The organism is Marinobacter alexandrii (genome assembly GCF_005871205.1).
Lineage (GTDB): Bacteria > Pseudomonadota > Gammaproteobacteria > Pseudomonadales > Oleiphilaceae > Marinobacter > Marinobacter alexandrii.
Map to the genome: position 1 here is coordinate 125331 of NZ_SWKM01000016.1, position 25871 is coordinate 151201.

The following is a 25871-nucleotide window of genomic DNA, read 5'->3' on the forward strand; positions in this document are numbered from 1 at the left end:
ATGGGCGAGTTTGAGCTGATCCAAAAGCATTTCCTGCCCTTGGCCGGTTCCGTTTCCAACGGTGCACTGGTACTGGGGCCCGGAGATGACTGTGCGATTCAGCGCATTCCCGCCGGCCATGATCTGGTGTTCTCCATCGATACCATGGTGGAGGGCATCCACTTCCCCGTATCCTATCCTGCCGAATACCTTGCCTGGCGTGCCCTCGCGGCGGCTGCCAGTGACTTGGCCGCCATGGGCGCTGCGCCGGCCTGCTTTACCCTGGCCCTGACGCTGCCGGCGGCCGACGATGACTGGCTTACAGGCTTTGCTCGTGGACTCGCCGATGCCAGCCACATTTTCCGATTGGCGCTGGCCGGTGGCGATACCACCCGCGGGCCATTGTCATTGAGTGTTCAGGTTCATGGCACGGTGGCAGAAGGTCGTGGCTTGAGACGTTCCGGAGCCCGGGCAGGGGATTTGATTTGCGTGTCTGGCACATTGGGCGACGCGGGCGCGGCTCTGGACTACCTTGAGGAGGCGCAGCCCACCGACGACATGGCTCAGGTGCTTGAGCGTTACCATCATCCGCGCCCGCGCCTTGAGCTCGGTGAGTCGTTATCCGGGCTAGCAACAGCAGCCATTGATATATCCGATGGATTGATTGCCGATCTGAGGCACATTCTGGAGGCCTCTGGGGCCGGTGCCACCATCGATCAGGCCTTGATCCCGCTGTCGCCTGCGTTGTCCAGGCTTAAGGGCGCGCGCGCGGTGGACTACGCTTTACACGCCGGAGACGATTACGAGCTCTGCGTTACCGTACCCGAGGCGCTCTGGCAGGGCGCTTCGGACGCAATCCGCAGCCAGATGACTGTTATCGGCACCGTGAATCAGGCCGCCGGGTTGCACATCAAGGATAGCCCCGGCCACACCGACAGGCCGGCCACTGGTTTCGACCATTTCAGGAGCAAGGCATGAGTCAGGACGATTTTCCCGAGCCGGATTTGCCGCAGGCGTTGTTGCCGCCGGGGTTTTTGAAGAATCCGGTGCATCTCCTGGCGTTTGGGTTTGGCAGTGGGGCGGCGGCACGGGCGCCCGGAACCTGGGGCAGTCTGGCCGCCATCCCCTTGTGGTACACCTTCGCATGGCTGCCGGGGCCGGTTTACTGGGGTATTGTTCTGGTGGCGTTCCTGGTTGGTATCTGGCTGTGTGGCCAGACCGCCCGGGACCTGAAAGTTCATGATCATGGTGGCATCGTCTGGGACGAGTTCGTGGGCATGTGGATTGCCCTGGGCCTGTTCCCGGAGCAGATAGTCGGTGTCTTGCTGGCATTTACCTTGTTCAGGCTGTTTGATGTCTTGAAGCCATGGCCGATTAACTGGCTGGACGATCGTCTGCCGGGAGGGCTGGGGATCATGGTGGATGACGTGGTGGCAGGCTTGATGGCGATGCTTTCCATGCTCGCCATTGATCGATGGTTGCTGCCCTTCATTGTCTGAGTCGGCATTTGCCCTGATCAGGCAAGTCAATGCAGCTGCTGTTCCTCTGGCAGCAGTCTCACGACGTGCAGGAACCGGCGCAGCCCGGTTTCGGCGCGCTCCCTGGAGGCGAAAGGTCCGCTGTCAAAGCCTTCCCTCGTGGTGAAATACCACTTGCTGCCAACGCAGAAGAACCGGCTACTTCTGAAGGGAACGGGCCCAGCTTCACCCGATCTGATTTGGGTATCCATAACGTCTCCTGTGCCCGCTGACGGCTGATTTACATCAGCCGCAACGTTTTTTTGGCCAATCTGTATAAAATTAATCCAATTCTGCCGGAATTCAACACTTTTTTATGATCCCGCTGTATCTATCGCTATTAAGATCGGCAAAATCTCCAACGGTTCCGGCATAGCTGATTGGGCGGGTTGGCTTGCCCTGACTGGGCGCACTCGTCAGAATGCAATCAAACGGGTGCTAACCTCAGGGCCTTTTCCCCTCACATCAAGGAGATTTCATGGGTATCAAGCAAGCTTCGTTGTCTAAGCCGGCGTTTGGTCGTTCAATCAAGCGGGTTTCGCGTTCACTGTTTGCGAGTGTTTTGGTCATTGCGCTGGCTGGCTGCGCATCCTCGATGACGCGGGTTGAGACCTGGGACGGCGAACCGGAAGCGGCAAGCCAGGCGGCTACCCTGAAAGCGCCTGGCGACATTAAAGTCACCCAGGTTAACGGCCGCAATATGAGCAACTTCCTGATGGACGACCTGGCGCTGGACTATGCCTTGCTGCCCGGTGAGAACGAAGTGGTGTTCACCCACAAGACCATCTGGGCCAAGTCCGGTGTGGTTGAAAATGGCGAATCAAAGGTGCACGTGTACTTGAGTGAACCTCAAGTTGTTCGTTTTAATGCGGAGCAGGACGAAGTTTATCGCTTCCGCTTCCCTGAGCCGAAATCCCGTGCCGAGGCCGAGCAAATGGCGGAGACGTTCATGGCCACAGTTGTTACGGAAGACGGTCAGGCAGTAGCCGATTCAAAGTCCTGGGCGCCTCAACAGGCCCCTGATCGCACGCCTATCCCTGCAAGCCGCGCGGTAGATTCTGCTGATGACAGTGCGCTGGACAGGCTGAAGGCGGTTTGGGCAACGGCCACCGAAGATGAGAAAAAAGCCTTCCTACGCTGGGCCTTCGAATAACGGCCAATAGCTAACCGCCGGCCTGCCCTTGCGCAGGCTGGTGATTCCTCAGGCGCGAAAGCGGTGCAGCGCCTTTTTCAGAACCCCTTCCAGTGCGGTCAGCACATCGTCGGTCAAGGTTTGGTGTGATGACGCCGAGCCCTCCTCCGGGTCTTCCTCGGGTTCCAGTGAATTCGCCGCAGTTTCGATCGCGTCCAAACTTCTCTCGATGTAGTCGGCCAGAGAGGCGCCATTGGCGACCACATCCGGGCACAGGGTAAAATTCAGCGTCAGACTGCCCTGGTAGCTGACCGCGACGATTACCAGTCCCATGCTGTCGAACAGTGGCGCAGTGTTGTACTGCTGGACCAGTCGCGCGCCCTGTAGGTAAAGCGGAACCTGGGGCCCGGGAACATTGGTTATGGGGAGGTTGAACGCCGGCTGATAGCGTTGTGCGATCTGCAGTTCCGAGTACAGCCGCGCAGACAGCGCCAGCATGGTCGAAGGCAGGAGTTCGGTCAGTCGATCGGCAGCAATGGCTTCGCGGTAGGGCTCCGAGGCAACCGCGTTCCAGTGAATCCGGCGTATTCGCAGAGCCGGGTCCGGTTCGCAGGTGGATAAATCAAGCAGCATGGCCGACATCTGGTTGCCCGTAGCCCTGCGCAGGCTGTTGGAGCGAACTGAAATCGGAGTCATGGCGATCAGCGATTTCCGGGTGTCGCCATCATGATCTGCGGTGTATCGGCGAAGGGTTTCGGCGCACAGACCCAAAACTACATCGTTAAGCGTGACGTCGCCCAACATGGCCTTCACCGCCTTGAGCCGGGCCAGATCGACATTGGCGGATACAATTTGTCGATTAGCCGTGATCTGTCGATTGAACGGGCTGTGTGGCGCTGCGAACAGCGGGAAGGGCATGGGCAGCTTGCGCAATTGCTTCTGGATCAGACCTCGTGCGGTGGCCTGGGCGGCATTAACCGCCAGGGCGGTAAACTGCACCGGTGTCTTGAGGATGTTGGCGCCGGCCTGAAGGATAACGCGCTCTTCTGACGGCGCAGGTCGAGGGTGCCAGGGCCGAGGTGCGTGAATCGGACGGGGCTCCGGGGTGTACTCCAGTAGATTGCTCAGGATGTCCTCACCACTGAATGCGTCGATGGCGGCGTGGTGCAGCTTGACGATGAGGGCGAAGCCCTGACTGTCGGGATCATCGTTATCCAGTCGGAAACCGTCCACAAAGGTGATGTGCCACAACGGCCGGTCCCGTTTCAGGGGCTCTTCCAGAATCTTTGAGGCCAGGGTCATCAAAGTATCCCTTTGGCCATTTTCCCCCAGGTTGACGTAGGCCAGGTGGCGCTCAATGCTGAAGTTCGGATCGTCAATCCAGTAGGGGCGGCCCAGGCGAATGGGGATTTCTTTCAAGCGCTGGCGGAAGACCGGGACTACATGCAGGCGGCTTCTGAGGTAAGCGACAAAAGTGCTGAACGCCAGGGGTGTTTTCTGCTCGCTGGCGTCGAATAGGTAGATGCCCCCGATGTGCATGGGCGTGGTCTCAGATTCCAGGTACAAAAACGAGGCATCCAGTTCCGACAATTGCCGCATTAATAGACTCCCTTGGCGCTTAGGTTCGCTGAGTATACGCGAACATCGGGGTTTTCCCGTTGGCTGTGCCGCCAGGGTCCAGCCTTTCCCTCGGTCACATTACCATCCTGCTCCCTTCAGTTGGCGAGCCATTCCTTGATTGAGCCATCGGTGGTCAGCCGGTCCCAGAACCACATCAGCGCCTTGCCCTGATCATCCGCGTGCCGGGCGATATGAAGCATTATCGGCGATCTGGGCTCATGCACCTGCTTGGTGATGAGGCTACCTTGTTTGAGTTGTTCCCGAATCCGGGGCAGTGGCAGCCATCCGACGCCAAGGCCGGATTCCTGGATGGCAATCTTTTGGTCGACGTTGGCGACGGTCAATGTACGTTGGCGTCGAAAAATGCCGGCGTGACCAGGCGGGAGCGAGCGCGAGGTGTCGGCTGCCACGGCGGCCGGGTACTGGGTGATATCGTCCTCAGTCAGGACTTCGCTGATTCCTGCCAGCGGGTGGTCGGGGGCGACCGCGAAGACAAAGGGCATGGTGCCCAGGGCTTGGGTAGTGAAATTGCCGGCGGGTTTGCTGTATTGGTCGGCACCGAGAATAAGGTCGACGCGACGGTCCTGCAGGGCATCCCAGGAGCCGGCAAAAACCTCTTCGACAATCTGTACATCAACCGGCACGCCCAGCTCGTAGAATTCGCGAACCGCTGGAAACAGGCACATTGCTGGCAGCAGCGAATTGAAGCCGATGCGCAGGCGCGTTTCCCAACCTTGGGCGACCTGTTTGGTGGTATGGGCAAGATTCTCAGCCGCCTCCAGAAGCGTGCGGCCTTCCTCTAGCAGGTAACGTCCGGCCGGTGTCAGGCTGGCCCGGTGTCCACTGCGGTCGAAAATGGCAACGTTCAGGTCTTCTTCCAGCTTTTGCACGGTGTAGCTGATGGCCGAGGGAACCCGGAACAGCTCATTGGCGGCGCCGGCGAAGCTGCCTTTGCGGTCAATGGCGTCGAGAACTTTTAGGGCGTCGATGGTGATGGCTGTGTGCATGTTCGAAATATCTGAGGTTGTTGGCCAGAAATGCTTGTTTGAGAGGGTAGCAGGGTCCTCGTTATTCTTCCCGTTAAATGTGGACTGGCCCGGTGGGAGTTTAATGCCACCTAGCCAGCCGGTCCGTCACGATCAGAAATTTTAACGGGAGTGTATCGATGGGTCTTCTTGTAGACGGCAATTGGCACGACAAGTGGTACGACACTGGTAAAACCGGTGGCAAATTTGAGCGAGAAGCCGCCCGCTTTCGCAACTGGGTCACTGCGGACGGAGCACCTGGGCCTCAGGGCGAGGGTGGCTTCCAGGCCGAGTCCGGTCGTTACCATCTGTATGTCTCCATGGCCTGTCCCTGGGCGCACCGGACCCTGATTTTCCGGAAGCTCAAGGGGCTGGAGCAGCACATCGCTGTGTCCGTTGTGCATCCGGATATGGTGGAGAACGGCTGGGAATTCCGGCCGGACGATGAGATACACCGGGACGACCTGCATAACTACCGGTTTATGCACCAGCTCTACACCCGGGCTGCACCCACCTATTCTGGCCGGGTAACGGTGCCGGTGCTTTGGGATACCCAGAAGCAGACCATCGTCAGTAATGAGTCGGCGGACATCATCAGAATGCTGAATTCCGCTTTTGACGGCCTAGACGGGGTCAAGGAGGGGGTGGACTTTTACCCGAGCGAGCTTCGTTCAGACATAGAAGCCGTTAATGAGCGGGTCTATCACACCGTTAATAATGGGGTGTATAAAGCCGGCTTTGCGACTGCGCAGGACAAGTACGAAGAGGCCTATTTCGAACTGTTTCGGTCGCTGGATTGGCTGGAAGACCGGTTGTCGACCCAGCGCTATCTGGTTGGGCATCAATTGACCGAAGCAGATTGGCGGTTGTTCACAACCTTGATCCGGTTTGATGTGGTCTATTTCAGTCACTTCAAATGCAATCGCCAGCGGATCGCCGATTTCCCGGCCTTGTCAGCTTACGTGCGGGATCTGTATCAGGTAGCCGGTGTTGCCGAGACAGTGGATCTGGAGCAGATCAAGCGCCACTATTACGTCAGCCAGCGCACCATTAACCCGACCCAGGTGGTTCCGGTCGGCCCCAAGGTCGAGCTGGATGCTCCCCACGGCCGGGAAGCGCTTAGCTAACCCGGGCCACGGCCACTTCGGTTAGCAGGGTGAGGGCGGTCTTGTGGCTGGAATCCGCAAGGCCGGACAGGCATTTGGCGGCCTGCGTTGCTTCGGCCCGGGCTCGCGCCATGGTGTATTCCAGGGCGCCAGTGTTCTCGACAACGGCCAAGATCTGGGACAGGTCGTCCAGGCCGCCTTTGCGAATGGCCTGACGGATGAGCTGGCGCTCTTCGTCACTGCCGTTGGCCATGGCGTGAATCAGTGGCAGCGTGGCCTTGCCTTCTGCCAGGTCGTCGCCAACGTTCTTGCCCATGGTGTCGGCATCGCCACGGTAATCCAGTACGTCGTCCACCAGCTGGAACGCCAGGCCCAGGTGTTTGCCGTAGTCCTGCAGTGCTTTCTCCTGCTGTTGGCTAGCGCCGGCCAGCAGGGCGCCGGAGTGGGACGCAGCTTCAAACAGCATGGCGGTCTTGTTGTGAATGACCTTCATGTACTGCTCTTCGGTAAGATCCGGGTTCTTGACGTTCATCAGCTGCATCACTTCGCCTTCGGCAATCACCGCGGTAGCGTGTGAGAGCACGTTCATGATCGGCAGGCTTTCCAGCTCCACCATCATCTCGAATGCCCGGGCGTAGAGGAAATCCCCTACCAGAACGCTGGGTGCGTTGCCCCAGCGGGCATTGGCGGTGCTCCGGCCCCGGCGCATGTCCGACGTGTCGACTACGTCGTCATGGAGCAGGGTGGCGGTGTGCAGGAATTCGATCACTGCAGCCAGTTTCAGGTGATTGTTTCCGGCGTAGCCTGTGGCTTGGCTGGAAAGCAGAACCAGTAGGGGGCGCAGGCGCTTGCCCCCGCTTTCAATGATGTACTGGGCAATCTTTTTCACCAAGGGAACGTCTGAGGACAGCCGCTGGATGATCAGTTCGTTGACGCGACTGAAGTCATCGGCCACGGTGTCGTAAATGCGCTGGGCTGTCATGCGGCTTGTTGATCCCTCATTGCTATTTGATGGCTGCTGTTTGATGAAAGCGGTCAGTGATATTTCGGGCAGGTCGCGGCAATGCTAGGTATTGCTGCCTACAGTGTCAACTTGGCTTGTATTGCGCGGCACCTTTTCGTACAATCACGCGCCCAACTCATCCCAACCTGCGCTCCCTGCTATAGGGTTGCCAAAGAGCTTCCCTTAGAACCAGGTGGATAAGAGCAGGGATGGGTCAATCGCGGAGAAGGTTAATGTACGCAGTTATTGTTAGCGGTGGTAAACAGCACCGTGTAAAAGAAGGCGAAACACTGAAGCTGGAAAAGCTGGAAGTTGAAACTGGTGGTAACGTTGAGTTCGATCGCGTTCTGCTGGTCTCCGACGGCGACAAGGTTCAGGTAGGTGCGCCGGTTGTAGATGGCGCCAAAGTGACTGCGGAAGTGGTCAGCCACGGTCGTCACGACAAGGTTCAGATCATCAAGTTCCGTCGTCGGAAGCATTCCATGAAGCGTCAGGGCCACCGTCAGTGGTTTACTGAAGTCAAGATCACGGGTATCAAGGGCTGAGGCTCTCGAATTACCCCTTAGAGAAGGAGGCTGGTAATGGCTCACAAAAAAGCAGCAGGTAGTACCCGTAACGGTCGCGATTCCGAGTCGAAACGACTTGGTGTGAAGCGCTATGGCGGCGAAAATGTATCTGCAGGCAGCATCATCGTTCGTCAGCGCGGAACCCGTTTCCACGCTGGTAACAATGTAGGCATTGGCAAGGACCACACCCTGTTCGCGAAAGCGGAAGGTCAGGTGAAGTTCGAGGTCAAAGGCCCGCAGAGCCGTAAGTTCGTGAGCATCGTTCCTGCTGCGTAAGCAGCGGCGATCCGGTTCTGTCGAACCTTAGGTGGCCCTGATATCATCAGATATCAGAGTTGCCAGGAGCCCCGCAAAGCTTCCTAGAGGCTGCGGGGCTTTTTAGTTTATGCGCGAGGCGCAAAGGGTTTATCAATGAAATTCGTAGACGAAGCCACCATCATCGTTGAGGCTGGAAAAGGCGGGCATGGTTGCCTCAGTTTTCGGCGCGAGAAATACGTGCCAAAGGGCGGTCCTGACGGCGGCGACGGTGGTGACGGTGGCTCCGTGTATCTGGAAGCCGAGAGTGCGTTGAATACGCTGATCGATTATCGGTTCCAGCGTAAGCACAAGGCCCAGAATGGCGAGCCTGGTTCGGGTCGTAATTGTACAGGCAACAAGGGTGAAGACCTGGTGTTGCCGGTGCCGGTGGGAACCACCGTGGTGGATATGGATACCCATGAGGTGTTGGGTGATCTGACCCGCGCCGGCGAGCGTCTGAAAGTGGCCCAGGCCGGCTTTCATGGCCTTGGCAATACTCGTTTCAAGTCCTCGGTGAACCGGGCGCCCCGGCAGACCACCAAGGGATCCGAGGGTGAGCTGCGAAATCTCCGTCTTGAGCTGAAAGTGCTGGCGGACGTTGGTCTTCTTGGTATGCCCAATGCCGGCAAGTCCACGTTTATCCGTTCGGTCTCGGCGGCGCGGCCCAAAGTGGCCGACTATCCGTTTACCACGCTGGTACCCAATCTTGGTGTGGTCAGTGTGCAGGCGCATCAGAGTTTTGTGATCGCCGATATTCCCGGCTTGATTGAAGGTGCGGCAGAGGGTGCTGGCCTTGGCATCCGTTTCCTCAAGCACCTGGTTCGTACCCGTTTGCTCTTGCATCTGGTGGATGTGGCTCCTTATGACGGCTCATCACCGGTCGAGGCGGTGCGTGCGATCGAGCATGAGCTGGAGAAGTTCAGTGAAACCCTGGCTGAGCGTGAGCGCTGGCTGGTGCTGAACAAGGTGGATATGGTCGCCGAGGAAGATCGCGATGCCCACTGTCAGGCCATTGTCGACAAGTTGGGCTGGAAGGGGCCGGTGTTCTGGATCTCCGCGCTCAGCGGTGAAGGTACCAAGCCGTTGACCCAGGCCGTTATGCGCTGGATAGAACAGCAGGCCGAGGAAGAGGCTCAAAATCCTGAGGTGGCCGAGCGCGAAGCTGCTCGCCAGCGCCGGATGGATGAGGAGGCCCGTGTTCGGATCGAAGCGGAGCGTCAGGCGCGCCGCGCTGCCCGTCAGGACGACGACGATGATGACGACTTCGATGACGATGATTACGATGTCGAAGTGGTCTACGCCCCTGAGTAAACGAAGAGAGTTGCACGGATCATGAGTGAGCGCACCCATCTGCGTCGGGCCAAGCGCCTGGTCATCAAAATCGGAAGTGCCCTGCTGACCAACGACGGCAAAGGTCTGGATGTGGCCTCGTTGGGGTTGTGGGTCGATCAGATCGCCGGTTTGATTGAAGAGGGTGTGGAGGTTGTGATCGTGTCGTCCGGTTCCGTGGCCGAGGGCATGAGCCGGCTCGGCTGGAAAGCACGGCCGCAACACCTGCATGAACTCCAGGCCGCCGCCGCTGTGGGGCAGATGGGGCTGGTGCAAACCTGGGAGGCTCAGTTTCGGCGCCACGGCTTGCACGCCGCACAGATATTGCTGACCCACGACGATCTCTCCGATCGCAAGCGCTACCTGAATGGTCGCAGCACCTTGCGGGCGCTCTTGGATCTTGGCGTTGTGCCTATCGTGAACGAAAACGACACGGTGGTTACCGACGAGATCCGGTTTGGCGACAACGATACCCTCGGCGCCCTGGTTGCCAACCTGATTGAGGCCGATGGCCTGATCATCCTGACCGATCAGTTGGGCTTGTTCGATAAAGATCCGCGTAAGCACGCCGATGCCTCGTTGGTGGCAGAGAGTAAGGCCGGTGATCCGGCGCTTGATGCTATGGCCGGCGGTGGTGCTGGTGCGCTCGGGCGTGGTGGCATGCTGACCAAGGTTCGTGCTGCCCGTCTGGCGGCCCGTTCCGGTGCTTTTACGGTTATCGTCGGTGGGCGGATCGAAGGCGTGATTACCCGCCTGCGTCAGGGCGATGTGGTTGGCACGTTGCTGCTGCCTGAGCAGGGAAGGGTGGCGGCTCGCAAGCAGTGGCTGGCGAGTCATCTGCAGACCCGAGGCAAGCTGAGCCTGGACGATGGTGCGGTCAAGGTTGTCTGTCTGGGTGGTCGAAGTCTGCTGCCGGTTGGGGTTCGCGAGGTTGTCGGTCAATTCCGTCGGGGCGAGATGGTGTCCTGTGTCGATTCGATGGGCAAAGAGGTTGCACGGGGTCTGGTCAATTACGACGCGGATGAGGCCAGGGCGATCGCCGGGCGCTCCAGTGATCGGATTGCCGAGGTGTTGGGCTATGTCTCAGGTGACGAGATGATTCATCGGGATAATCTGGTTCTCGTGTAGATCCGAAGTGCAGATATAAAAAGTGCAGGCATAAAAAAACCGGCCAGTTGGCCGGTTTTTTCGTTTCCGAAGATAATTCCGCTTACGCGCTCTTCAGAGACTTGATCTTGGCACTCAGGCGGCTCTTATGACGAGCGACTTTGCTTTTGGCAAAGATGCCTTTGTTGACCATGCTGTCCAGAATCGGCTGAGCCTGCTTGAAAGCAGTCTGGGCTTCTTCGTAGTTGCCGGACTCAATCTTGGTCTGGATTTTTTTCATGTAGGTACGAGCCATAGAACGCAGGCTTGCGTTGTGCTTGCGGTTCTTCTCGTTCTGACGTGCGCGCTTTTTGGCTTGCGGGGTATTTGCCACCGTAAAACTCCTGAAAATCTCAAATTCGTTGCTGAATGATTCGTTACATCGCGGGCGCGCCAAAACCAGCGCGTCGAAATAAATGACGCGGAACTATGCCGCTGAAACCCTGAAATGTCAAGACCATTGGTCATTTCATCGCCCGGTCATCCCCCGGCACGAGAGGCCTGTGCTAAACTCGCCGCTCATTGGGTGAGGGTGTCCGGGCTGAGCTAGTAGTTTCCGAGACGCCTTGCCGTATCGCAGTCTAACGCCAGATCAGTACCTGCATGTCATCGGAACCCGAAACCAAGACCGAGCAAAAAAGCCTGCCAAAGGCCCCGGGACTGTTACGTTCCTCCGGGCTTGTTGGTGCCATGACCATGTTGTCCCGGGTGCTGGGCCTGGTCAGGGATATGGTTATTGCCCGCTATTTCGGCGCAGGCGCCGGTGCAGATGCATTCTTTGTGGCGTTCAAGATTCCCAATTTCCTCCGCCGCCTGTTTGCTGAGGGCGCTTTTTCCCAGGCGTTTGTGCCGGTGCTGTCCTCCTATCGCGAGCATCAGCCGGTGTCGGAGGTCAAGCGACTGGTGGACGCGGTGGCTGGTTCGCTGGGGCTGATTCTGTTGGCGGTCACCCTCGTGGCCATGCTGGGTGCCCCAGTGCTGACGGCAGTCTTTGCGCCCGGCTTCCTAGAGGATGAGGTTAAGTTCGCCCTGGCCAGCGACATGCTGCGAATCACCTTTCCGTATCTGCTGCTGATCTCATTGACGGCGTTTGCCGGTGGCATACTGAATAGCTACGACCGTTTTGCGGTGCCCGCCTTTACCCCGGTTTTGCTTAATCTGGCGATGATTGGCGCCGCCATTTACCTGACGCCGTTGATGGCCGAGCCGGTTATGGCGCTGGCCTGGGGTGTGTTCATCGCCGGTGCCCTGCAGCTGTTCTTCCAGTTGCCGTTCCTGATGCGCCTGGGTCTGTTGCCGCGCCCCCGGGTCGATTACAAGCATGAAGGGGTTGGCCGTATTCTCCGGTTGATGGCACCGGCGTTGTTCGGGGTATCGGTGAGTCAGATTAACCTGCTGCTGGATACTGTGCTGGCTTCCTTTCTCCAGACCGGCAGTGTGTCCTGGCTGTACTACTCGGACCGGCTGTCGGAGCTGCCTCTGGGCGTGTTCGGCATCGCCATTGCCACTGTCATCCTGCCCAGCTTGTCCCGCAAACACGCGGCGGAGTCCGCGGATCAGTTTGCCGCCACCCTCGACTGGGCCGTGCGTGCCGTCCTGCTGATCGGTCTGCCAGCTGCGGTGGCACTTGCACTGCTTGCAGAGCCTCTCATTGCCACTTTGTTCCATTACGGGGAAGTGACCGATCGTGACGTGTTGATGTCGGCCCAGAGTCTGCGAGCCTACTCCGCCGGCCTGCTTGCGTTCATGCTGATCAAGGTTTTGGCGCCGGGGTTCTTTGCCCGGCAGGACACCAAAACCCCGGTCAAGATTGGTGTGATTGCCATGGTTGCCAATATGGCCTTCAACCTCATGCTGGTCATCCCTCTGGCCCATGCCGGCCTTGCGCTGGCGACCTCCTTGTCTGCCTGGCTCAATGGCTACCTGCTCTGGCGCGGGTTGCGCGATCAGGGTGCCTGGCGCAGCCAGCCCGGGTGGAGCCGTTTCCTGCTCCAGATTGTCAGTGCGAATCTGGCGCTGGCGGCGAGCATTGTCTGGCTCAAGGCGCCCGTGAGCGACTGGCTGGCGGCCGGTGGCTTCCAGCGAGCTGCCGATATGGCTGTGCTGGTTGGCGTTGGCGTGGCAGTTTACTTCCTGGTGCTGGCGTTGACCGGGGTGAGGGTAAGACATTTCCGCCACAGGTAAGGTATAATCGCGCGTTTTCTCACCAGTGATCCTCGGTCCGGCAAAACCACGCGTATTTGCCCTGGATGATGCGGGGAGCTGAAAGCCAGCTGGTAACTGAAGGTTCGCATTGCATGCGTCTGATCCGAGGCCTGACCAACCTGACTCTGCTGTCCCGGCGGGAGAATTCTCCCCTTGCTGGTGGCTGTGTCGCGACCATTGGAAATTTCGACGGGGTGCACATTGGGCATCGAACTATCCTGGAGCAGGTCAAAGAGAAAGCGGCCAGCCTGGGGTTGCCGTCGGTGGTCATGGTCTTTGAGCCTCAGCCCAGGGAGTTTTTTCAGGGCAAGGAAGCGCCTCCCAGGCTGATGTCGTTTCGGCAGAAATTTGAGGCTCTGACAGCGGCAGGTATTGATTACGTGCTGTGTCTGCATTTCAACAGCCGATTCCGTTGCTTAACAAGTCGGGAATTTATTGACGCCGTTCTGGTCAATGGACTTGGCGTACGCCACCTGGTGGTGGGCGATGATTTTCGATTCGGCTGTGACCGCACTGGTGATTTCATGCTGCTGCGGGAAAGCGGTGAGAGCCAGGGGTTCACGGTGGAGAATACCCGCACGGTGACCATAGACGGGGAGCGGGTGAGCAGTACCCGGATTCGCGATCGATTGGCCCTGAACCGACTGGCCGAAGCGGAAGCGCTTCTGGGCCACGCTTACCGGATCACCGGCCGTGTAGTCTACGGACGTCAATTGGGGCGCGAGATTGGTGCGCCGACCGCCAACATTCTGCTTAAACGCATGGCACCCCTGAGGGGCGTTTATGTGGTGAGCACGACGCTTGACGATGGATCGACCTACGATGGCGTGGCTAATATCGGCCTGAGGCCAACGGTTGATGGCAAGCAGCCGGCGCTGGAAGTGCACCTGTTTGACTTTGCTGGCACACTCTATGGTCGTCAAATCGACGTTGTGTTTCGTGAGGCTCTGCGTGAGGAGATCAAATTCAGCTCCGTGGACGCCCTGAAAGAACAGATCGCCAACGATTTTGACGATGCCCGGGATTGGCTGTCCAAAAACGGATCCTGTCGGACAGCGCATTGAAAACCGGCGGCTTCGGCCCACACATTAGTGATTACTGACCCAAACTGACCAAAAGAGCACGCACACAGACCATGAGCGACTACAAGCATACCCTGAATCTGCCGGAAACCGCCTTTCCCATGCGCGGTAACCTGGCCAAGCGCGAGCCGGAGATGCTCAAACGCTGGCAGGATCTGGATGTCTACGGCAATCTGCGCAAGCAGCGCGAAGGGCGGGAAAAGTTCGTTCTTCATGACGGGCCTCCTTATGCCAACGGCAGCATTCATATTGGTCATGCGGTCAACAAGATTCTGAAAGACATGATCGTGAAGTCTCAGGGCTTCATGGGTTATGACGCCCCCTATGTGCCAGGCTGGGATTGCCACGGTCTGCCGATCGAACATAAGGTCGAGCAGGAAATCGGCAAGGCCGGCGTCAAGGTGGATTACAAGACCTTCCGCCAGGCCTGTCGTGACTACGCGGCCAAACAGATTGAAGGTCAGAAGGCAGATTTTATTCGCCTGGGCGTCATGGGCCAGTGGGACAAGCCCTACCTGACCATGGATCCAAAGGTGGAGGCCGGTATTGTCCGCGCGCTCGGCAAGATTGTTGCCAAGGGCCACCTGGTACGTGGTTACAAACCGGTCTACTGGAGTGTGGTGGGTCAGTCCGCACTGGCAGAGGCCGAAGTTGAATACCAGGACAAGACGTCCACACAGATTGATGTGCGTTTCACCGCTGTGGATCAAGGCAAGGCCCTGGCGCCGTTTGGAACAGACAGCGGTGAGGGTGCTGTTTCCGTCGTGATCTGGACCACCACGCCCTGGACCATTCCTGCCAACCAGGCGGTGTCGCTCAATGCCGAGCTTCAGTACGCACTGGTTCAGGCTGATCTCGGCCTGGGGCAGGAGCGACTTATTCTGTCCGCCGATATGGTCGAGGGCGTAATGAGTCGCTGGGAAGTCGGGCAGTACGAGGTGCTGGGCACCTGTACCGGTTCCGAACTTGAGCACCTGGCGTTGCAGCATCCGTTCTACGACAAGCAGGTACCGATCATCCTTGGTGACCACGTGTCGACTGAGGCCGGTACCGGTGCTGTGCATACCGCGCCCGACCACGGCATGGAAGACTTTGAAGTGGGCAAGGCCTACAACATCGGCACCATCAACCTGGTTCAGGCCGACGGTACCTACACCAGTGCTGCTGGCGAATTGGCGGGCGTGCACGTGTACAAAGCCGATGAACCTGTCTGCGCGGCCCTGGAGCGCGAAGGCAAGCTGGTGCGCTCCGAGAAGTTCCGGCACAGCTACCCGCATTGCTGGCGCACCAAAACACCGCTGATCTATCGCGCCACGCCGCAGTGGTTTATCAGCATGGAGCAGCAGAACCTTCGGGCCGATGCATTGGAAGCCATCAAAGGTGTGCGCTGGGTGCCGTCCTGGGGCCGGAATCGTATTGAAGCCATGTTCCAGCAATCTCCGGACTGGTGTATCTCGCGCCAGCGTACCTGGGGCGTGCCGATCACCCTGTTTATCCATAAGGAAACCCAGGAGCTGCACCCGGATACCCAGGCGCTGATCGAGAAGGTGGCCAAGCACATCGAAGTGGATGGTATCGATGCCTGGTACGACATCGAAACCAAGTCTCTGCTGGGTGACGACGCCGATGAGTACGATAAGGTCACTGACACGCTGGACGTCTGGTTTGATTCCGGGGTTACCCACGAATCCGTTTTGCGGGTGCGGGACGAGCTGGGCCAGTTCCCGGCGGACATCTACCTGGAAGGTTCGGATCAGCATCGCGGCTGGTTCCAGTCGTCCCTGAAAACCTCCATCGCCATGAACGGCGAGGCGCCGTATCGCCAGGTGCTGACCCACGGGTTTACCGTGGACGGCAAGGGGCACAAGATGTCCAAGTCGCTGGGTAACGTAATCGCGCCCCAGGAAGTCATGAACGAACTGGGTGCCGATATCCTGCGGTTGTGGGTCGCTGCGACCGATTACAGCGGTGAGATGACGGTGTCCAAGGATATCTTGCGCCAGACTGCCGATGGCTATCGCCGGATTCGCAACACCTCACGCTTCCTGCTCAGCAACCTCAGTGGCTTCGATCCGGAACAGCACACCGTTGCGCCGGAAGACATGATTGCCCTTGACCGCTGGATGGTGGACCGGGCGCTGCAATTGCAGAACGAGCTCCAAGACGATTACCAGAACTACGCGTTCCTGCGCATCTACCAGAAGGTTTACAACTTCTGCGAGTCGACCCTGGGTGGTTTCTATCTGGACATCATCAAGGACCGCCAGTACACCACACCGGCAGACAGCCTGGCACGACGCTCCTGCCAGACCGCGCTCTACCATGTAGCCGAGGCGCTGGTGCGTTGGATTGCGCCGATCCTGAGCTTCACCGCCGACGAAATCTGGCAGCACCTGCCGGGTAAGCGTGGCGACACGGTGTTCTATGAAACCTGGTACGACGGTCTGACCGAGCTGCCGGAAACCGCTGAGCTGGGCCGTGAGTACTGGCGTGAAATCTTCAGCGTGAAAGAGGCGGTCAACAAGTGCCTGGAAGACGCCCGTGCCCGTGGTGAAATCAAGGGCTCGTTGAGCGCGGAAGTGACTCTGTTCTGCGAAGGCGATCTGGCCGCTAATCTGAAGCACCTTGGCGAAGAACTGCGCTTTGTCCTGATTACTTCCGAGGCCACCGTGAAGCCGGCTTCAGAGGCCGGCGAAGCGGAGCTGACAGCCTACGAGGGGCTGCGGGTGGCGGTAACACCGGCCGCGCACGCCAAGTGTGAGCGCTGCTGGCACCACCGTGAAGACGTCGGTTCAAATACCCAATACACCGATCTCTGTGGTCGCTGTGTGGCCAATCTGGAAGGGCCAGGCGAAGCCCGCGCGTTCGCCTGATGGACTCTGTGATGGCGGAAGCGGAAACCGGCTCAAAAATGAAGTGGCTGTGGCTGGCGGTGCTGGTGGTAGTGCTCGATCTGGGCACCAAAGCCCTGGCCACCGCCATGTTGACCTATGGCGATCCGGTGCCGGTCGTGCCGATGTTCAATCTGACATTGCTGCACAACACCGGCGCGGCCTTTAGCTTCCTGGCGCAGGCCGCCGGTTGGCAGCGCTGGTTCTTTGTGGCCCTGGCGCTGGCGGTGAGCTGCGTGCTGGTGATCTGGTTGAGAAAACTCCAGCACCATGAAACCTGGACCGCCATTGCCATCGTACTGATTCTTGGCGGCGCCCTCGGCAATGTCTATGACCGTGTAGTTCATGGCTACGTTGTCGATTTCCTGCATTTCTACTGGCAGGATTGGCACTTCCCCGCCTTCAACCTGGCAGACACGGCTATTACCGTCGGTGCCGCCATGATGATCATTGATACGTTTCGCTCGCCCGCCAGTTCTGGCGGCGATGCCGACAGGAGTGACTAACGCTCATGAATGAATTGCCCGTAGACAAGGGAACCCGTGTTAAATTGCATTTTGCACTGAAGTTCCCGGACGGCGAAGTGATTGATTCCACCTTTGAAAAAGAGCCGGCCATGCTGGAAATCGGCGATGATAACCTACCGGAAAATTTTGAAGCTTATTTGATGGGGATGAAGGCAGGGGAGCGCGCTAGTTACGAAGTGCCGCCCGAGAAGGCCTTCGGCCAGCACAATCCGAACAACCTGCAAACCTTCAAGCGCCACGAGTTCAGCGCCGACATGGTGCTCGAGCCTGGTGTGATGATTTCCTTCGCGGATGCTCGCCAGAGCGAGCTGCCGGGGGTGGTCAGCCGTGTCGAGGGAGACGAAGTCGAAGTGGACTTCAACCATCCGCTGGCGGGGCGTACACTGACCTTTGAAGTGCAAATCATCGACGTCGAACCGGCGAAACCGACGCACTGACGTCGGTACGGCTCATTCTTTACCAGCGGGAACCCAGCATGCAGATCCGACTCGCCAACCCACGTGGCTTTTGCGCCGGCGTGGACCGCGCCATCGAAATCGTCAATCGTGCCCTCGATGTGTTCGGAGCACCCATTTATGTGCGTCACGAAGTGGTCCACAACAAGTTCGTGGTGGATAACCTGCGTAATCGCGGCGCCATCTTCGTGGACGAGCTGGACGAGGTGCCGGATGACAAGCTGGTGATTTTCAGTGCCCACGGTGTGTCTCAGGCCGTTCAGAGCGAGGCTGCCCGTCGGGGTCTGAAAGTTTTCGATGCCACCTGTCCGCTGGTGACCAAGGTACACATGGAAGTCATGCGCTACAGCCGGGATGGCCGCGAATGCATCCTGATCGGCCACCATGGGCATCCCGAGGTGGAAGGCACCATGGGCCAGTACGATCACACCAACGGCGGTGATATCTATCTGGTTGAAGACGAGGCGGATGTTGCCAAGCTCGATGTAAAAGACGCCAGCCGTCTGTCCTACGTTACCCAGACGACATTGTCCATGGATGACACTGCTCGAGTGATCGACTCCCTGCGCGCAAAATTCCCACAGATTGAAGGCCCGCGCAAAGACGACATCTGCTACGCCACCCAGAATCGGCAGGATGCGGTAAAGCAGCTGGCAGGTGACTGCGACCTTATGCTTGTTGTTGGCTCTCCGAACAGCTCCAACTCCAACCGCCTACGCGAGCTGGCGGAGCGTATGGGGACACCGGCTTACCTTATTGATGAGGCGGCACAGATTGAGCCGGAGTGGTTGGATGGTAAGACATCGGTGGGTGTTACGGCGGGAGCGTCTGCGCCTGAGGTGTTGGTTAATGAGGTGATCGAGCGCCTACGTGAGCTCGGTGGTAATGTTCCGCAAGAAATTGCAGGGCGTGAGGAAAATATTGTGTTTTCTATGCCCAAGGAGCTGAGAATTGATGCGGTTGAGCTCGACTGAGCGAGCTCAACCGGTTTCTTGGTTACCAGCAGCCTGCCGGAAGAGCAGCACCACGGTTACCCTGCTCATCTATGGTCAGTGTCCCGCAGTCATCGCCAGCCTGTGCCCCTGTGGGAACAGCCTGCAGGGTGTACGCGTCCCTGGCGATAGCAGCAGTGAAGCTGAGGTTATAGAACGCTGTTCCGTCCTGAGGTGACTGAGTGAATGGTAAAGCCGGGTTGTTTCCAGCGTCCCGGTAGTCAAAGCCGTTGGAGTAGCGCCGCTCCATCCACTGGGCAAGCTCTAGAAGATCAGCCTGAGCCGTTCTCCTGCGCGTATCTTCGACTTGATTTTGATAAGCAGGGAAGGCTATTGCGACAATGATGCCGATTATGGCAACAGCAATGACCAGCTCCAGGAGCGTGAAACCACCGTTTTTTGGCATTTGCCGTGCCAGCGTCCTGACTGTCGGTTTGGTTGATGTACCCATCAGCATTCCTTTACTACTTGGTGCGAGACTGGCTGTTTACCAATGCACTTTGATTGAGACAATAACGGGCTGCGGTCCAGAAAGGCCCTGTTTCAGCTCGTACGTGATCTGCATCCCTTGCTCCAACTTTCTGGCTAAATGTTCCCGGGACCAGTTTTGACCGTTAACCGTGATAACGCTATCCAATTCAAGCAGCGTGTCGTCGACGATGATACCTCGACCGTCAGCGGGAATCAGATCGACCGTGCCTTTATGCTCAATGGTGGCGCTGTCGAATGCGCCTCGCACTTGAACATCATCCACTATTGATTCAGCCTGGACTGAGCCTGCCCCCAATGCTCCCAAACCGAGAGCCAGTGTCAGGCAGGTGCCCTGTAGAGAAATTCTAGCTGGTAACTTCATGTGAAATACCCTGCATAAGTGGGGAGTGTTGCAGCTCCTAGCGGAGCTGCTCCCAGGTTTGGCGACCAATGCTGTTTTCTAAGGTCTTTCCACAAACCGCGGATTTACACGGATCATCTTTGTCGATCTTGGTCGGATCGGTAATGAATGCTTCAGACTCACCGTCGGTGATCGTGCGAATTTCGGCGCCCTCTCCAATATCTATGCCGCTTGGAGCGTAGTCGGTTCCGCCTCCACCAACCAAGTCTCCCTTGCTGTATTCGCCGTCACTGTTGAGATCGAAGACAGGGTCATACGGTGCGCCACCAGAGACAAGGTTGAGGTCCATGATGAAGCCTCGACGACCACTTCCGCAGGGGTTGGGATCCGGAATGAGTGTGCTGAAGCGCACCCGGTCCGGGAAGATGCCGAACGGGAAGCTGGCGCGACTGATAACTCGTTCGCCGGTCTTTTGGCCATTGTAGATTAGATCCAGGTACCAACCCTTCTGTGTAGTCAGTTTGTTATCAGAGGTTTTCCGCACGGTAAACTTGTTATCGCCGGATCCATCGGCACGCGCAACCGTGATTTCATCTTGCCGAGTGATGGTTTGCTCCAGAAGATTACTGCGGGTCAAATTCGTCTCGGTTAGGTCGTCGATGATCGCGTACAACGTTTGAACCTGGTCCGTCGTATCGTCACCATTGCGGATGAAGCTACCCGTGCCGACGGTAACAATCAGCTTGTCCAGATCGGATGGGTTAATGGTCAATCTGGGGGATACCGTAATTGGCTGGGCGTCGCCACCTGGACCAACTGCGGTGAACACTTTGGTCAATGACCAGTTGCTAGGATTTTTAGCCAAAAGATCAAAGCGCCATAGATTTCCAAGCAGATCACCAGCGTACACGTACTGGGTAATGGCGCCACGATCAGGGAAATTGGTCAGCACAGGTGCGGCAAGTCCGTTGGGGCTGACAGAACCACCAGCTCCAGTCTCAAATTGCTTGAGCAGTGTGCCGTCGGAGAGTCGGACCACGAACAGGCTGGCTTTCTCGTCGTCACCGTTATAGCCGTTACCAAAAATGGCCACCCACTCGCCATTCGGCAGCCGGGCGATTTCAGGGTCTGATACCCCAAAGCCAAGGTCAGGATGGCTGAATTCCCAGAGCACTTTGTCCTTATTCACGGCGTTTGGGTTGGTGATGTCAATGGCGAAGACGCTACGGCCACCTGCGCCCATGCTGCCAACCAATATAGTGCGCCATTTGGTTGTACCGTCGGTGTTGATGTAAGCGTCCAAGGCCTTGGGCGATCCATCCATGAAGTACCGGTGGGTGTAGTTTGATGACATCAGGGAGGATATCTGCGCATGGCTGGAGCCCACAGCAGGTGTCAGTAACTCGCCCGGCATGTAGGCAAACAGCTCCTCCCCGTTATCACTGTCAAAGGCATGCAGCATTCCGTCGTTGGCCGCCACGTATAGGGCTTCAGTGCGAGTCTGATAACTGGGCGTTGAGCGGAAGGCTGCATAGCTTGTTCCAGCAGTGCCAGGCAAGCGGGAGAACCCATAATTCGAGTTACTCACAAACAGTGGGTTAGCGTTGACAATGTCGCCAAGGAGACGGCGAACGGTAACTTTTGCTTCATTGGTGAAATCGCGATTGCGGAAACTGCTGTGGGCGTTTTCGGCACCTCGGATCCAGGCGATTCGATTCGTGCCCAGGTTATCGAATTGCCCCGGGTTTTCTGGATCGGCATTCAACGCGTTTGCCTGGTTGGGGGCCAAGTCTCTGATGTCTTTTAATTCCACAGCACTTGAACCATTATGAGTAATGATATTCCGGTTCGCGGGAAGCGTATTGCGGAGCGTTTCTTCGGCATCCCAGATTTCGCTGCCCGAATCGAAACTAAACCCCGTCAAGGTGCCAGACCAGTCCTCACTTCGGAAGCCTGCAAAGAAACCCGCCGACTCGGTTCGAAGAACCGCAGAGCTAACCGCTGCGGCCGATGCCGATGTCTCTGCCCGGGCAATCACGGTGTCGAGGAACGCAGCAATTTCCTTCGAAAACTCGTCAGGATTTTGGGCGCTGGCGAATCCACCGCGGCCGTTGACCGACGCATGGAGTAGATCGTCAATTCTTCGTTCGCTGGTGTTGGGTTCTGGCCAGGTGATGGTGTTGCCATTTTTGATGGCGGCAAATGCGTCAGTTTCACTGATGGTGCCGTTCACACCCAAGCCGATAGTGAATGTTGTCATGTGCTGCCAGAAGGCTTCATCGATACCGGCAGTAGGAACTTTGTCGGCGATGGTGGGCCGGAGGTCTTTTTTCCAATATTCCATCGCGACGTCTGCGAGTGTGTTTGAGTATGTGTCAGCGAAAGGGGATTTGGACTCGTAGTTAAAGTTTTTTCCCTCAGGATCAGGGTTTGTGTGGGACGGCCCAGGAGTGCCATCCGGGTTGCCAACACCTGGGTCGCTGCCATTGTAGATGCCGTCGGTCATTAGGATGGTATAACTGGGTCTGCATTCGACATGGGAGCTGGTATCGTTGGTCCCTGGGTTATTTCCCCAGGGACCTTTGTTATCGCTTCGGGAATAATACCCGCCAGCGTCTTTGAGGGCGGTGCGTAATGGGGTGCCGCCGCCAACGCTTTTTGACTGGAGCCAGCCAAGAAACTGCTGCCGCCTAGCGGCCGAGAACGGACGCACCCCGCTGATGATTGTATCCGTGTTTTGCCCATCAACAGAGTTTCCGTTGGAGTTAATGGCGCCGTAGCCAACACGGATATTGGGCGGGAGATCAAAAAATGCCTCGGAGATGCCTGCGCGGGAGGCGAAATCGCGACGGTTGTAGTAAGAGTACCAATTGGCGAAATTTTGCTGTTGTTCTGCGCTCTCGTTGGTCAGAAAAACAAGGGAATAGCAGTTATTATTCTTAGGGTTCGATTCGCACTGATCGGTGCTATTGAACCGATAGTAGAAAGCAGGATTGTCAAACGTGTTGCGATGCGTTCTATAGGTGTTGGCGAGATTGACGGATCCAGACTGTTCATAGCCGTCTCGCCATGCACTGTTGAAGTTGGAATCTGGAAACCGGCCTGTGCCATCCGGTTTGAACGGTGCCAGATAAGTCAGTGTCGGGTCATAGTAAATGGTGTTGACTTTGCTGCTGTAGTACCACCGCTGACCATCATCACGACTTAAGTTATCCGGCATGTACTCTCGTGCCATAGAGCCGGAATCGTCAAAGATGAAGAGCAGGTTTGGATCAACGGACTCTTTTAGAAAGACCGGCGCTGAAGCCAGGTTTACATTTGCCAGGGCGGACTGGAAAGTGGCTGTCGATAGCGCCAACGCCAGCAGGGCATGCCCGGCGTTCTGAACTGATCTCATCCTGCTCAGTCGGCGAAGGGACCCGCTGAATCCTTGGGTGTGATAGCTGTTTTTATGTTCCATCTGATCTCCTCCTACTGGGAGAGTGCGAATCGATAGTCAAAGTCGTTGTTTCGTCAGTGCTTGTGCTGGCTCTGGTCATTCCGGCGGCAGCAGAACAGTGGACTGGAGAACCGCAATCGCGTCGGGGCTGCCGCCCTCGCCACGGGAGGTCACCACGAAGCGCTCGAAACAGGGTTCTGTTGGATCAATCGGACATATGTCGGCCAGACGGGCGTGGTGATAAACCGGCTCGCTATTGACTTGGGTGCCAACGTTACCGACTCCGGAGGATGCGGGGCTGATCCCGTCCCAGTCCCACGGAGTGGCCAGTCGCGCAGTGCCCGAAGCGGCCTGGCGTGTTGCAATGATATTGAGAAGGTCAGTCTCCGCTTGGCGTAATGCTGCTTCCGAGGCCTGGAAAGCGATTGAGCCGTCATGGGCATTGCTGGCCATACGCTCCTGCAGGATGGAGCTTTGCATACCGCCTACAGCTAATAGTGAAATGAGGAGCAGCATAACCAGCGCAACAATGAGCGTGGCTCCGCACTGATTTTGGATTGGTATTGGCGAGTTTGTCATTTTCGTGTCCCTGCCTACATTCTGGTCCGTATGGCGGTTGTGCCAATTGAAACAACCCGCACTCTGCGGTCAGCGGTGTTGCCCTGAGAAACCTCGCTGCCCAACATGTCAAAGTTACGCGTGTTCACGTCCTCCAATACTTCATCCTGGCTGCGTGTCATCGCCGAGAAACGGATACTGACTACCTGGCCCCAGTCTGCCACTTGGTCGCCCGCTACGTAGCTGTCCGCAGCTGAGGTGCCTACAGTATCAATGCCATAGAGGATCTGGAGCGTTTCAACCCCGGAGACCAACTCTTGGGGAGGCTGGGGTGGGGTCATCAAACGGCGGAAGAGGGCGGGCTCGCCATTCGTACCCTGTCCGATGTAAAAGGCGGTGGAGACGAATTCGTAGACTCGGGTTTGGGGGCCATAGTTAAGGTTAAAGGTATTGCCATTATTGCCCGGATTGGTATTACCCCCAGCCATGGTGATGGACGTAGCATTGGCGTTATTGGATTTCTGGAATATCTCCCCTTCAGAGCAGTCCTCGGAAGTTGCCAGGATAACGCGGTTTACCGGTAATCCGGTGCTACCTGTAAGGTTTAAACTATTTCCGTTTTGAGGATTGGTCGCATCAAGAGGCACATTGATTTTGGATGCTGCGTTAACAATGATTACGTCTGAATTTGCGACGACGGAACCAACTAGGTCAGCGGGCAAGTCATCTCCGGAAGTGCCTGAGTCCCAATTGCCCGCAGTCGGTGTTACCAAAGCTGACGCCAGCGTGATGCTGTCAGCAGGTCCGGTGCCTCTATACTCCCAGCCCTGTATTGCCTGCCCTGCGGGTACGACAGGGCCGACATTTAGGCGGATATCGACTACCTGGTCTAGAGGTCTGCCCATTTCAGCCAAACAGCCGAAACTGCCAGCAGAGCGTAAATCGGGTTTCAAGATAGCGGACACGAATCGTGCGCTCTCTTGTGCATACGACATGCCTTGGGTTTGGCGATAGGTTTCATTACCGCTCAAGTAGATCTGAGTGACGCCAAGAGTCAGTAGCAGGCCAAGTGCCATGGCGATCATCAGCTCGATCAGCGATAACCCGGTCTGTCGTGTGCGGAGTTTCATGGGCTGAGTGTGCTTCATGTTATTCGGTTTCAAATCTGAGTCCTCACTACAACCGGGTTGGCGTTAGCGTCGTTTTGATCCCAGTCGATCGTTATCGTCACAACATTGCCGTTGACTGCAACCGTACGGCCGGCCTCTGGCAAAAGGCAGGCGAGGCTGTTCTCCCAAGATGCGATATCGTCGGCTGTGACATTGCCGTTCGCAGGAACATACGAGGTGTCGCATTGGCCATTGTCGGCGCCCTGAGCATCGCCCTGAGCCAGGGCATAGGCAGCGGGGTTGGTCGAATTTGCTCGGATTCGGTCGAAAAGATCCTCGGCAAGCAGGACCGCCTGGCTACGATTCTGGGATTGCGAGTTCATCTGCATGGACACGACCTGTGTAGACGCAACGCCCAAAATACCGATGCCCAGGATCAGAACAGCAATGAGGATTTCAATTAGGCCAATCCCCGACTGATGCTTCAGAGAATGGATAGGTTGGGCCTGACTGGGAAAATAAGGAAGCTGAGGGATCATGGGCAGGCTCCGATATCAGGATCGATTTCTGTGCGTCCGACCGGGCTGACCGAGACAGTTAGTAGGCGGCCACCTGTCGCGCAGCCATCCGGCGCCACAGTAAATGTCTGGCCGACCTGTGGGACTAGAAAACCTCGACGGTCGAATACCAAGTCGGTCACCGTTGCGGTGTAAGTAAGGTTTGCCGGGCCATTAAAGCCGCGAATCTGGTCGTTGGCGCAGTCACCGGTGGCGTCCCCTTCATGAACACACCACCCGGAGGCGAGTCCGCCATCGGTGCTGAATGTCACCGTTGTTCCACGCTTAACGGCTTCTGCCCGCGCTAGCCGAATCGACGACACCAACAGGTTGGTGCCACTGGTCAAGCGGTTCTCGCCGATCAGGTTTCCAAACCCTGGAACCGCCACCGTTGCTATGATCGCAAGGATCATTACGGTGACCATTAATTCTATCAGTGTGAAACCTGCGGTATTCTTCAACATGCCTTGTCCCGTTTTTTTGCCTTAGCCTAGTACAGCAAAG

26 protein-coding genes are annotated in these 25871 nt (G+C 57.3%); 14 read left to right on the forward strand and 12 right to left on the reverse strand.

The window, feature by feature from the left end; genetic code table 11:
• Both thiL and FCS96_RS19040 read left to right on the forward strand, forming a co-directional pair.
• Complete coding sequence (thiL, locus tag FCS96_RS19035; RefSeq protein WP_138441933.1) at window positions 1-957, forward strand: thiamine-phosphate kinase; 957 nt, start codon at window positions 1-3, stop codon at window positions 955-957.
• Window positions 954-1478: a phosphatidylglycerophosphatase A family protein gene (locus FCS96_RS19040; RefSeq protein WP_138441934.1), complete on the forward strand. Its 525-nt coding sequence runs from the start codon at window positions 954-956 to the stop codon at window positions 1476-1478. Before thiL ends, FCS96_RS19040 begins: the two co-directional genes overlap by 4 nt.
• A gap of 26 nt (window positions 1479-1504) precedes the next feature.
• Here the strand turns inward: FCS96_RS19040 and FCS96_RS19045 are convergent, their stop codons facing one another.
• A complete protein-coding gene (locus tag FCS96_RS19045) occupies window positions 1505-1708 on the reverse strand; it encodes a DUF6316 family protein (protein WP_041341637.1) in 204 nt (67 codons plus the stop codon).
• Window positions 1709-1974: 266 nt separating this feature from the next.
• On the opposite strand from FCS96_RS19045, the gene FCS96_RS19050 reads away from it, so the two are divergent.
• The gene (locus FCS96_RS19050; protein ID WP_138441935.1) at window positions 1975-2649 is read left to right on the forward strand and encodes a DUF2057 family protein; all 675 of its coding nucleotides are present in this window, start codon (window positions 1975-1977) and stop codon (window positions 2647-2649) included.
• 48 nt (window positions 2650-2697) lie between these two features.
• On the opposite strand, the gene FCS96_RS19055 is transcribed toward FCS96_RS19050, so the two are convergent.
• Window positions 2698-4227: a WS/DGAT/MGAT family O-acyltransferase gene (locus FCS96_RS19055; RefSeq protein ID WP_138441936.1), complete on the reverse strand. Its 1530-nt coding sequence runs from the start codon at window positions 4225-4227 to the stop codon at window positions 2698-2700.
• Window positions 4228-4343: 116 nt separating this feature from the next.
• Window positions 4344-5255 (reverse strand): LysR substrate-binding domain-containing protein, encoded by a 912-nt coding sequence (locus FCS96_RS19060; RefSeq protein ID WP_138441937.1) that lies wholly within the window; start codon window positions 5253-5255, stop codon window positions 4344-4346.
• A gap of 158 nt (window positions 5256-5413) precedes the next feature.
• On the opposite strand from FCS96_RS19060, the gene FCS96_RS19065 reads away from it, so the two are divergent.
• Entirely contained in the window at window positions 5414-6400 is a 987-nt protein-coding gene (locus FCS96_RS19065; RefSeq protein WP_138441938.1) for a glutathione S-transferase family protein, read from the forward strand.
• Here the strand turns inward: FCS96_RS19065 and ispB are convergent.
• Window positions 6393-7361, reverse strand: coding sequence for an octaprenyl diphosphate synthase (gene ispB / locus FCS96_RS19070; protein ID WP_138441939.1), 969 nt, complete (start codon window positions 7359-7361; stop codon window positions 6393-6395). The genes FCS96_RS19065 and ispB overlap by 8 nt on opposite strands.
• 254 nt (window positions 7362-7615) lie before the next feature.
• Here ispB and rplU point away from each other — a divergent pair, with 254 nt between their 5' ends.
• The 4 genes from rplU to proB all read left to right on the forward strand — a co-directional run bounded on the left by rplU (window position 7616) and on the right by proB (window position 10702).
• Complete coding sequence (gene rplU, locus FCS96_RS19075; protein ID WP_041341647.1) at window positions 7616-7927, forward strand: 50S ribosomal protein L21; 312 nt, start codon at window positions 7616-7618, stop codon at window positions 7925-7927.
• Between the two features lie 36 nt (window positions 7928-7963).
• Window positions 7964-8224: a 50S ribosomal protein L27 gene (gene rpmA, locus FCS96_RS19080; protein WP_041341649.1), complete on the forward strand. Its 261-nt coding sequence runs from the start codon at window positions 7964-7966 to the stop codon at window positions 8222-8224.
• Window positions 8225-8359: 135 nt separating this feature from the next.
• Entirely contained in the window at window positions 8360-9556 is a 1197-nt protein-coding gene (gene cgtA / locus FCS96_RS19085; RefSeq protein WP_138441940.1) for an Obg family GTPase CgtA, read from the forward strand.
• A gap of 21 nt (window positions 9557-9577) precedes the next feature.
• A complete protein-coding gene (gene proB / locus FCS96_RS19090) occupies window positions 9578-10702 on the forward strand; it encodes a glutamate 5-kinase (RefSeq protein ID WP_138441941.1) in 1125 nt (374 codons plus the stop codon).
• Window positions 10703-10784: 82 nt separating this feature from the next.
• Here proB and rpsT read toward each other — a convergent pair whose 3' ends face one another.
• Window positions 10785-11054 carry a 30S ribosomal protein S20 gene (gene rpsT / locus FCS96_RS19095; protein ID WP_138441942.1) on the reverse strand — a complete coding sequence of 90 codons (270 nt, stop codon included), beginning with the start codon at window positions 11052-11054 and terminating at the stop codon, window positions 10785-10787.
• A 269-nt stretch (window positions 11055-11323) separates the two neighbouring features.
• On the opposite strand from rpsT, the gene murJ reads away from it, so the two are divergent.
• The 6 genes from murJ to ispH all read left to right on the forward strand — a co-directional run bounded on the left by murJ (window position 11324) and on the right by ispH (window position 18854).
• Window positions 11324-12904 carry a murein biosynthesis integral membrane protein MurJ gene (gene murJ, locus FCS96_RS19100; RefSeq protein ID WP_138441943.1) on the forward strand — a complete coding sequence of 527 codons (1581 nt, stop codon included), beginning with the start codon at window positions 11324-11326 and terminating at the stop codon, window positions 12902-12904.
• Between the two features lie 113 nt (window positions 12905-13017).
• Window positions 13018-13989 (forward strand): bifunctional riboflavin kinase/FAD synthetase, encoded by a 972-nt coding sequence (ribF, locus tag FCS96_RS19105; protein WP_138441944.1) that lies wholly within the window; start codon window positions 13018-13020, stop codon window positions 13987-13989.
• 71 nt (window positions 13990-14060) lie between these two features.
• The gene (gene ileS / locus FCS96_RS19110; RefSeq protein WP_138441945.1) at window positions 14061-16880 is read left to right on the forward strand and encodes an isoleucine--tRNA ligase; all 2820 of its coding nucleotides are present in this window, start codon (window positions 14061-14063) and stop codon (window positions 16878-16880) included.
• Window positions 16880-17404: a signal peptidase II gene (gene lspA, locus FCS96_RS19115; RefSeq protein ID WP_138441946.1), complete on the forward strand. Its 525-nt coding sequence runs from the start codon at window positions 16880-16882 to the stop codon at window positions 17402-17404. Before ileS ends, lspA begins: the two co-directional genes overlap by 1 nt.
• Before the next feature lie 5 nt (window positions 17405-17409).
• Window positions 17410-17862 carry an FKBP-type peptidyl-prolyl cis-trans isomerase gene (fkpB, locus tag FCS96_RS19120; protein WP_138441947.1) on the forward strand — a complete coding sequence of 151 codons (453 nt, stop codon included), beginning with the start codon at window positions 17410-17412 and terminating at the stop codon, window positions 17860-17862.
• Between the two features lie 38 nt (window positions 17863-17900).
• Window positions 17901-18854 (forward strand): 4-hydroxy-3-methylbut-2-enyl diphosphate reductase, encoded by a 954-nt coding sequence (gene ispH, locus FCS96_RS19125; RefSeq protein ID WP_138441948.1) that lies wholly within the window; start codon window positions 17901-17903, stop codon window positions 18852-18854.
• 22 nt (window positions 18855-18876) lie between these two features.
• Here ispH and FCS96_RS19130 read toward each other — a convergent pair whose 3' ends face one another.
• The 7 genes from FCS96_RS19130 to FCS96_RS19160 all read right to left on the reverse strand — a co-directional run bounded on the left by FCS96_RS19130 (window position 18877) and on the right by FCS96_RS19160 (window position 25831).
• A complete protein-coding gene (locus tag FCS96_RS19130; RefSeq protein ID WP_138441949.1) occupies window positions 18877-19323 on the reverse strand; it encodes a type IV pilin protein in 447 nt (148 codons plus the stop codon).
• Window positions 19324-19359: 36 nt separating this feature from the next.
• Window positions 19360-19725 carry a hypothetical protein gene (locus FCS96_RS19135; protein ID WP_138441950.1) on the reverse strand — a complete coding sequence of 122 codons (366 nt, stop codon included), beginning with the start codon at window positions 19723-19725 and terminating at the stop codon, window positions 19360-19362.
• A gap of 37 nt (window positions 19726-19762) precedes the next feature.
• A complete protein-coding gene (locus tag FCS96_RS19140; RefSeq protein ID WP_138441951.1) occupies window positions 19763-23164 on the reverse strand; it encodes a pilus assembly protein in 3402 nt (1133 codons plus the stop codon).
• Between the two features lie 75 nt (window positions 23165-23239).
• On the reverse strand, window positions 23240-23722 hold the full coding sequence (locus tag FCS96_RS19145; RefSeq protein ID WP_138441952.1) for a pilus assembly PilX family protein: 483 nt from the start codon (window positions 23720-23722) through the stop codon (window positions 23240-23242).
• A gap of 14 nt (window positions 23723-23736) precedes the next feature.
• Window positions 23737-24864 (reverse strand): PilW family protein, encoded by a 1128-nt coding sequence (locus FCS96_RS20330; protein WP_138441953.1) that lies wholly within the window; start codon window positions 24862-24864, stop codon window positions 23737-23739.
• Complete coding sequence (pilV, locus tag FCS96_RS19155) at window positions 24861-25349, reverse strand: type IV pilus modification protein PilV (protein WP_138441954.1); 489 nt, start codon at window positions 25347-25349, stop codon at window positions 24861-24863. The genes FCS96_RS20330 and pilV overlap by 4 nt, the downstream gene beginning before the upstream one ends.
• On the reverse strand, window positions 25346-25831 hold the full coding sequence (locus FCS96_RS19160; RefSeq protein ID WP_138441955.1) for a GspH/FimT family pseudopilin: 486 nt from the start codon (window positions 25829-25831) through the stop codon (window positions 25346-25348). The genes pilV and FCS96_RS19160 overlap by 4 nt, the downstream gene beginning before the upstream one ends.
• Between the last annotated feature and the right edge of the window lie 40 nt (window positions 25832-25871).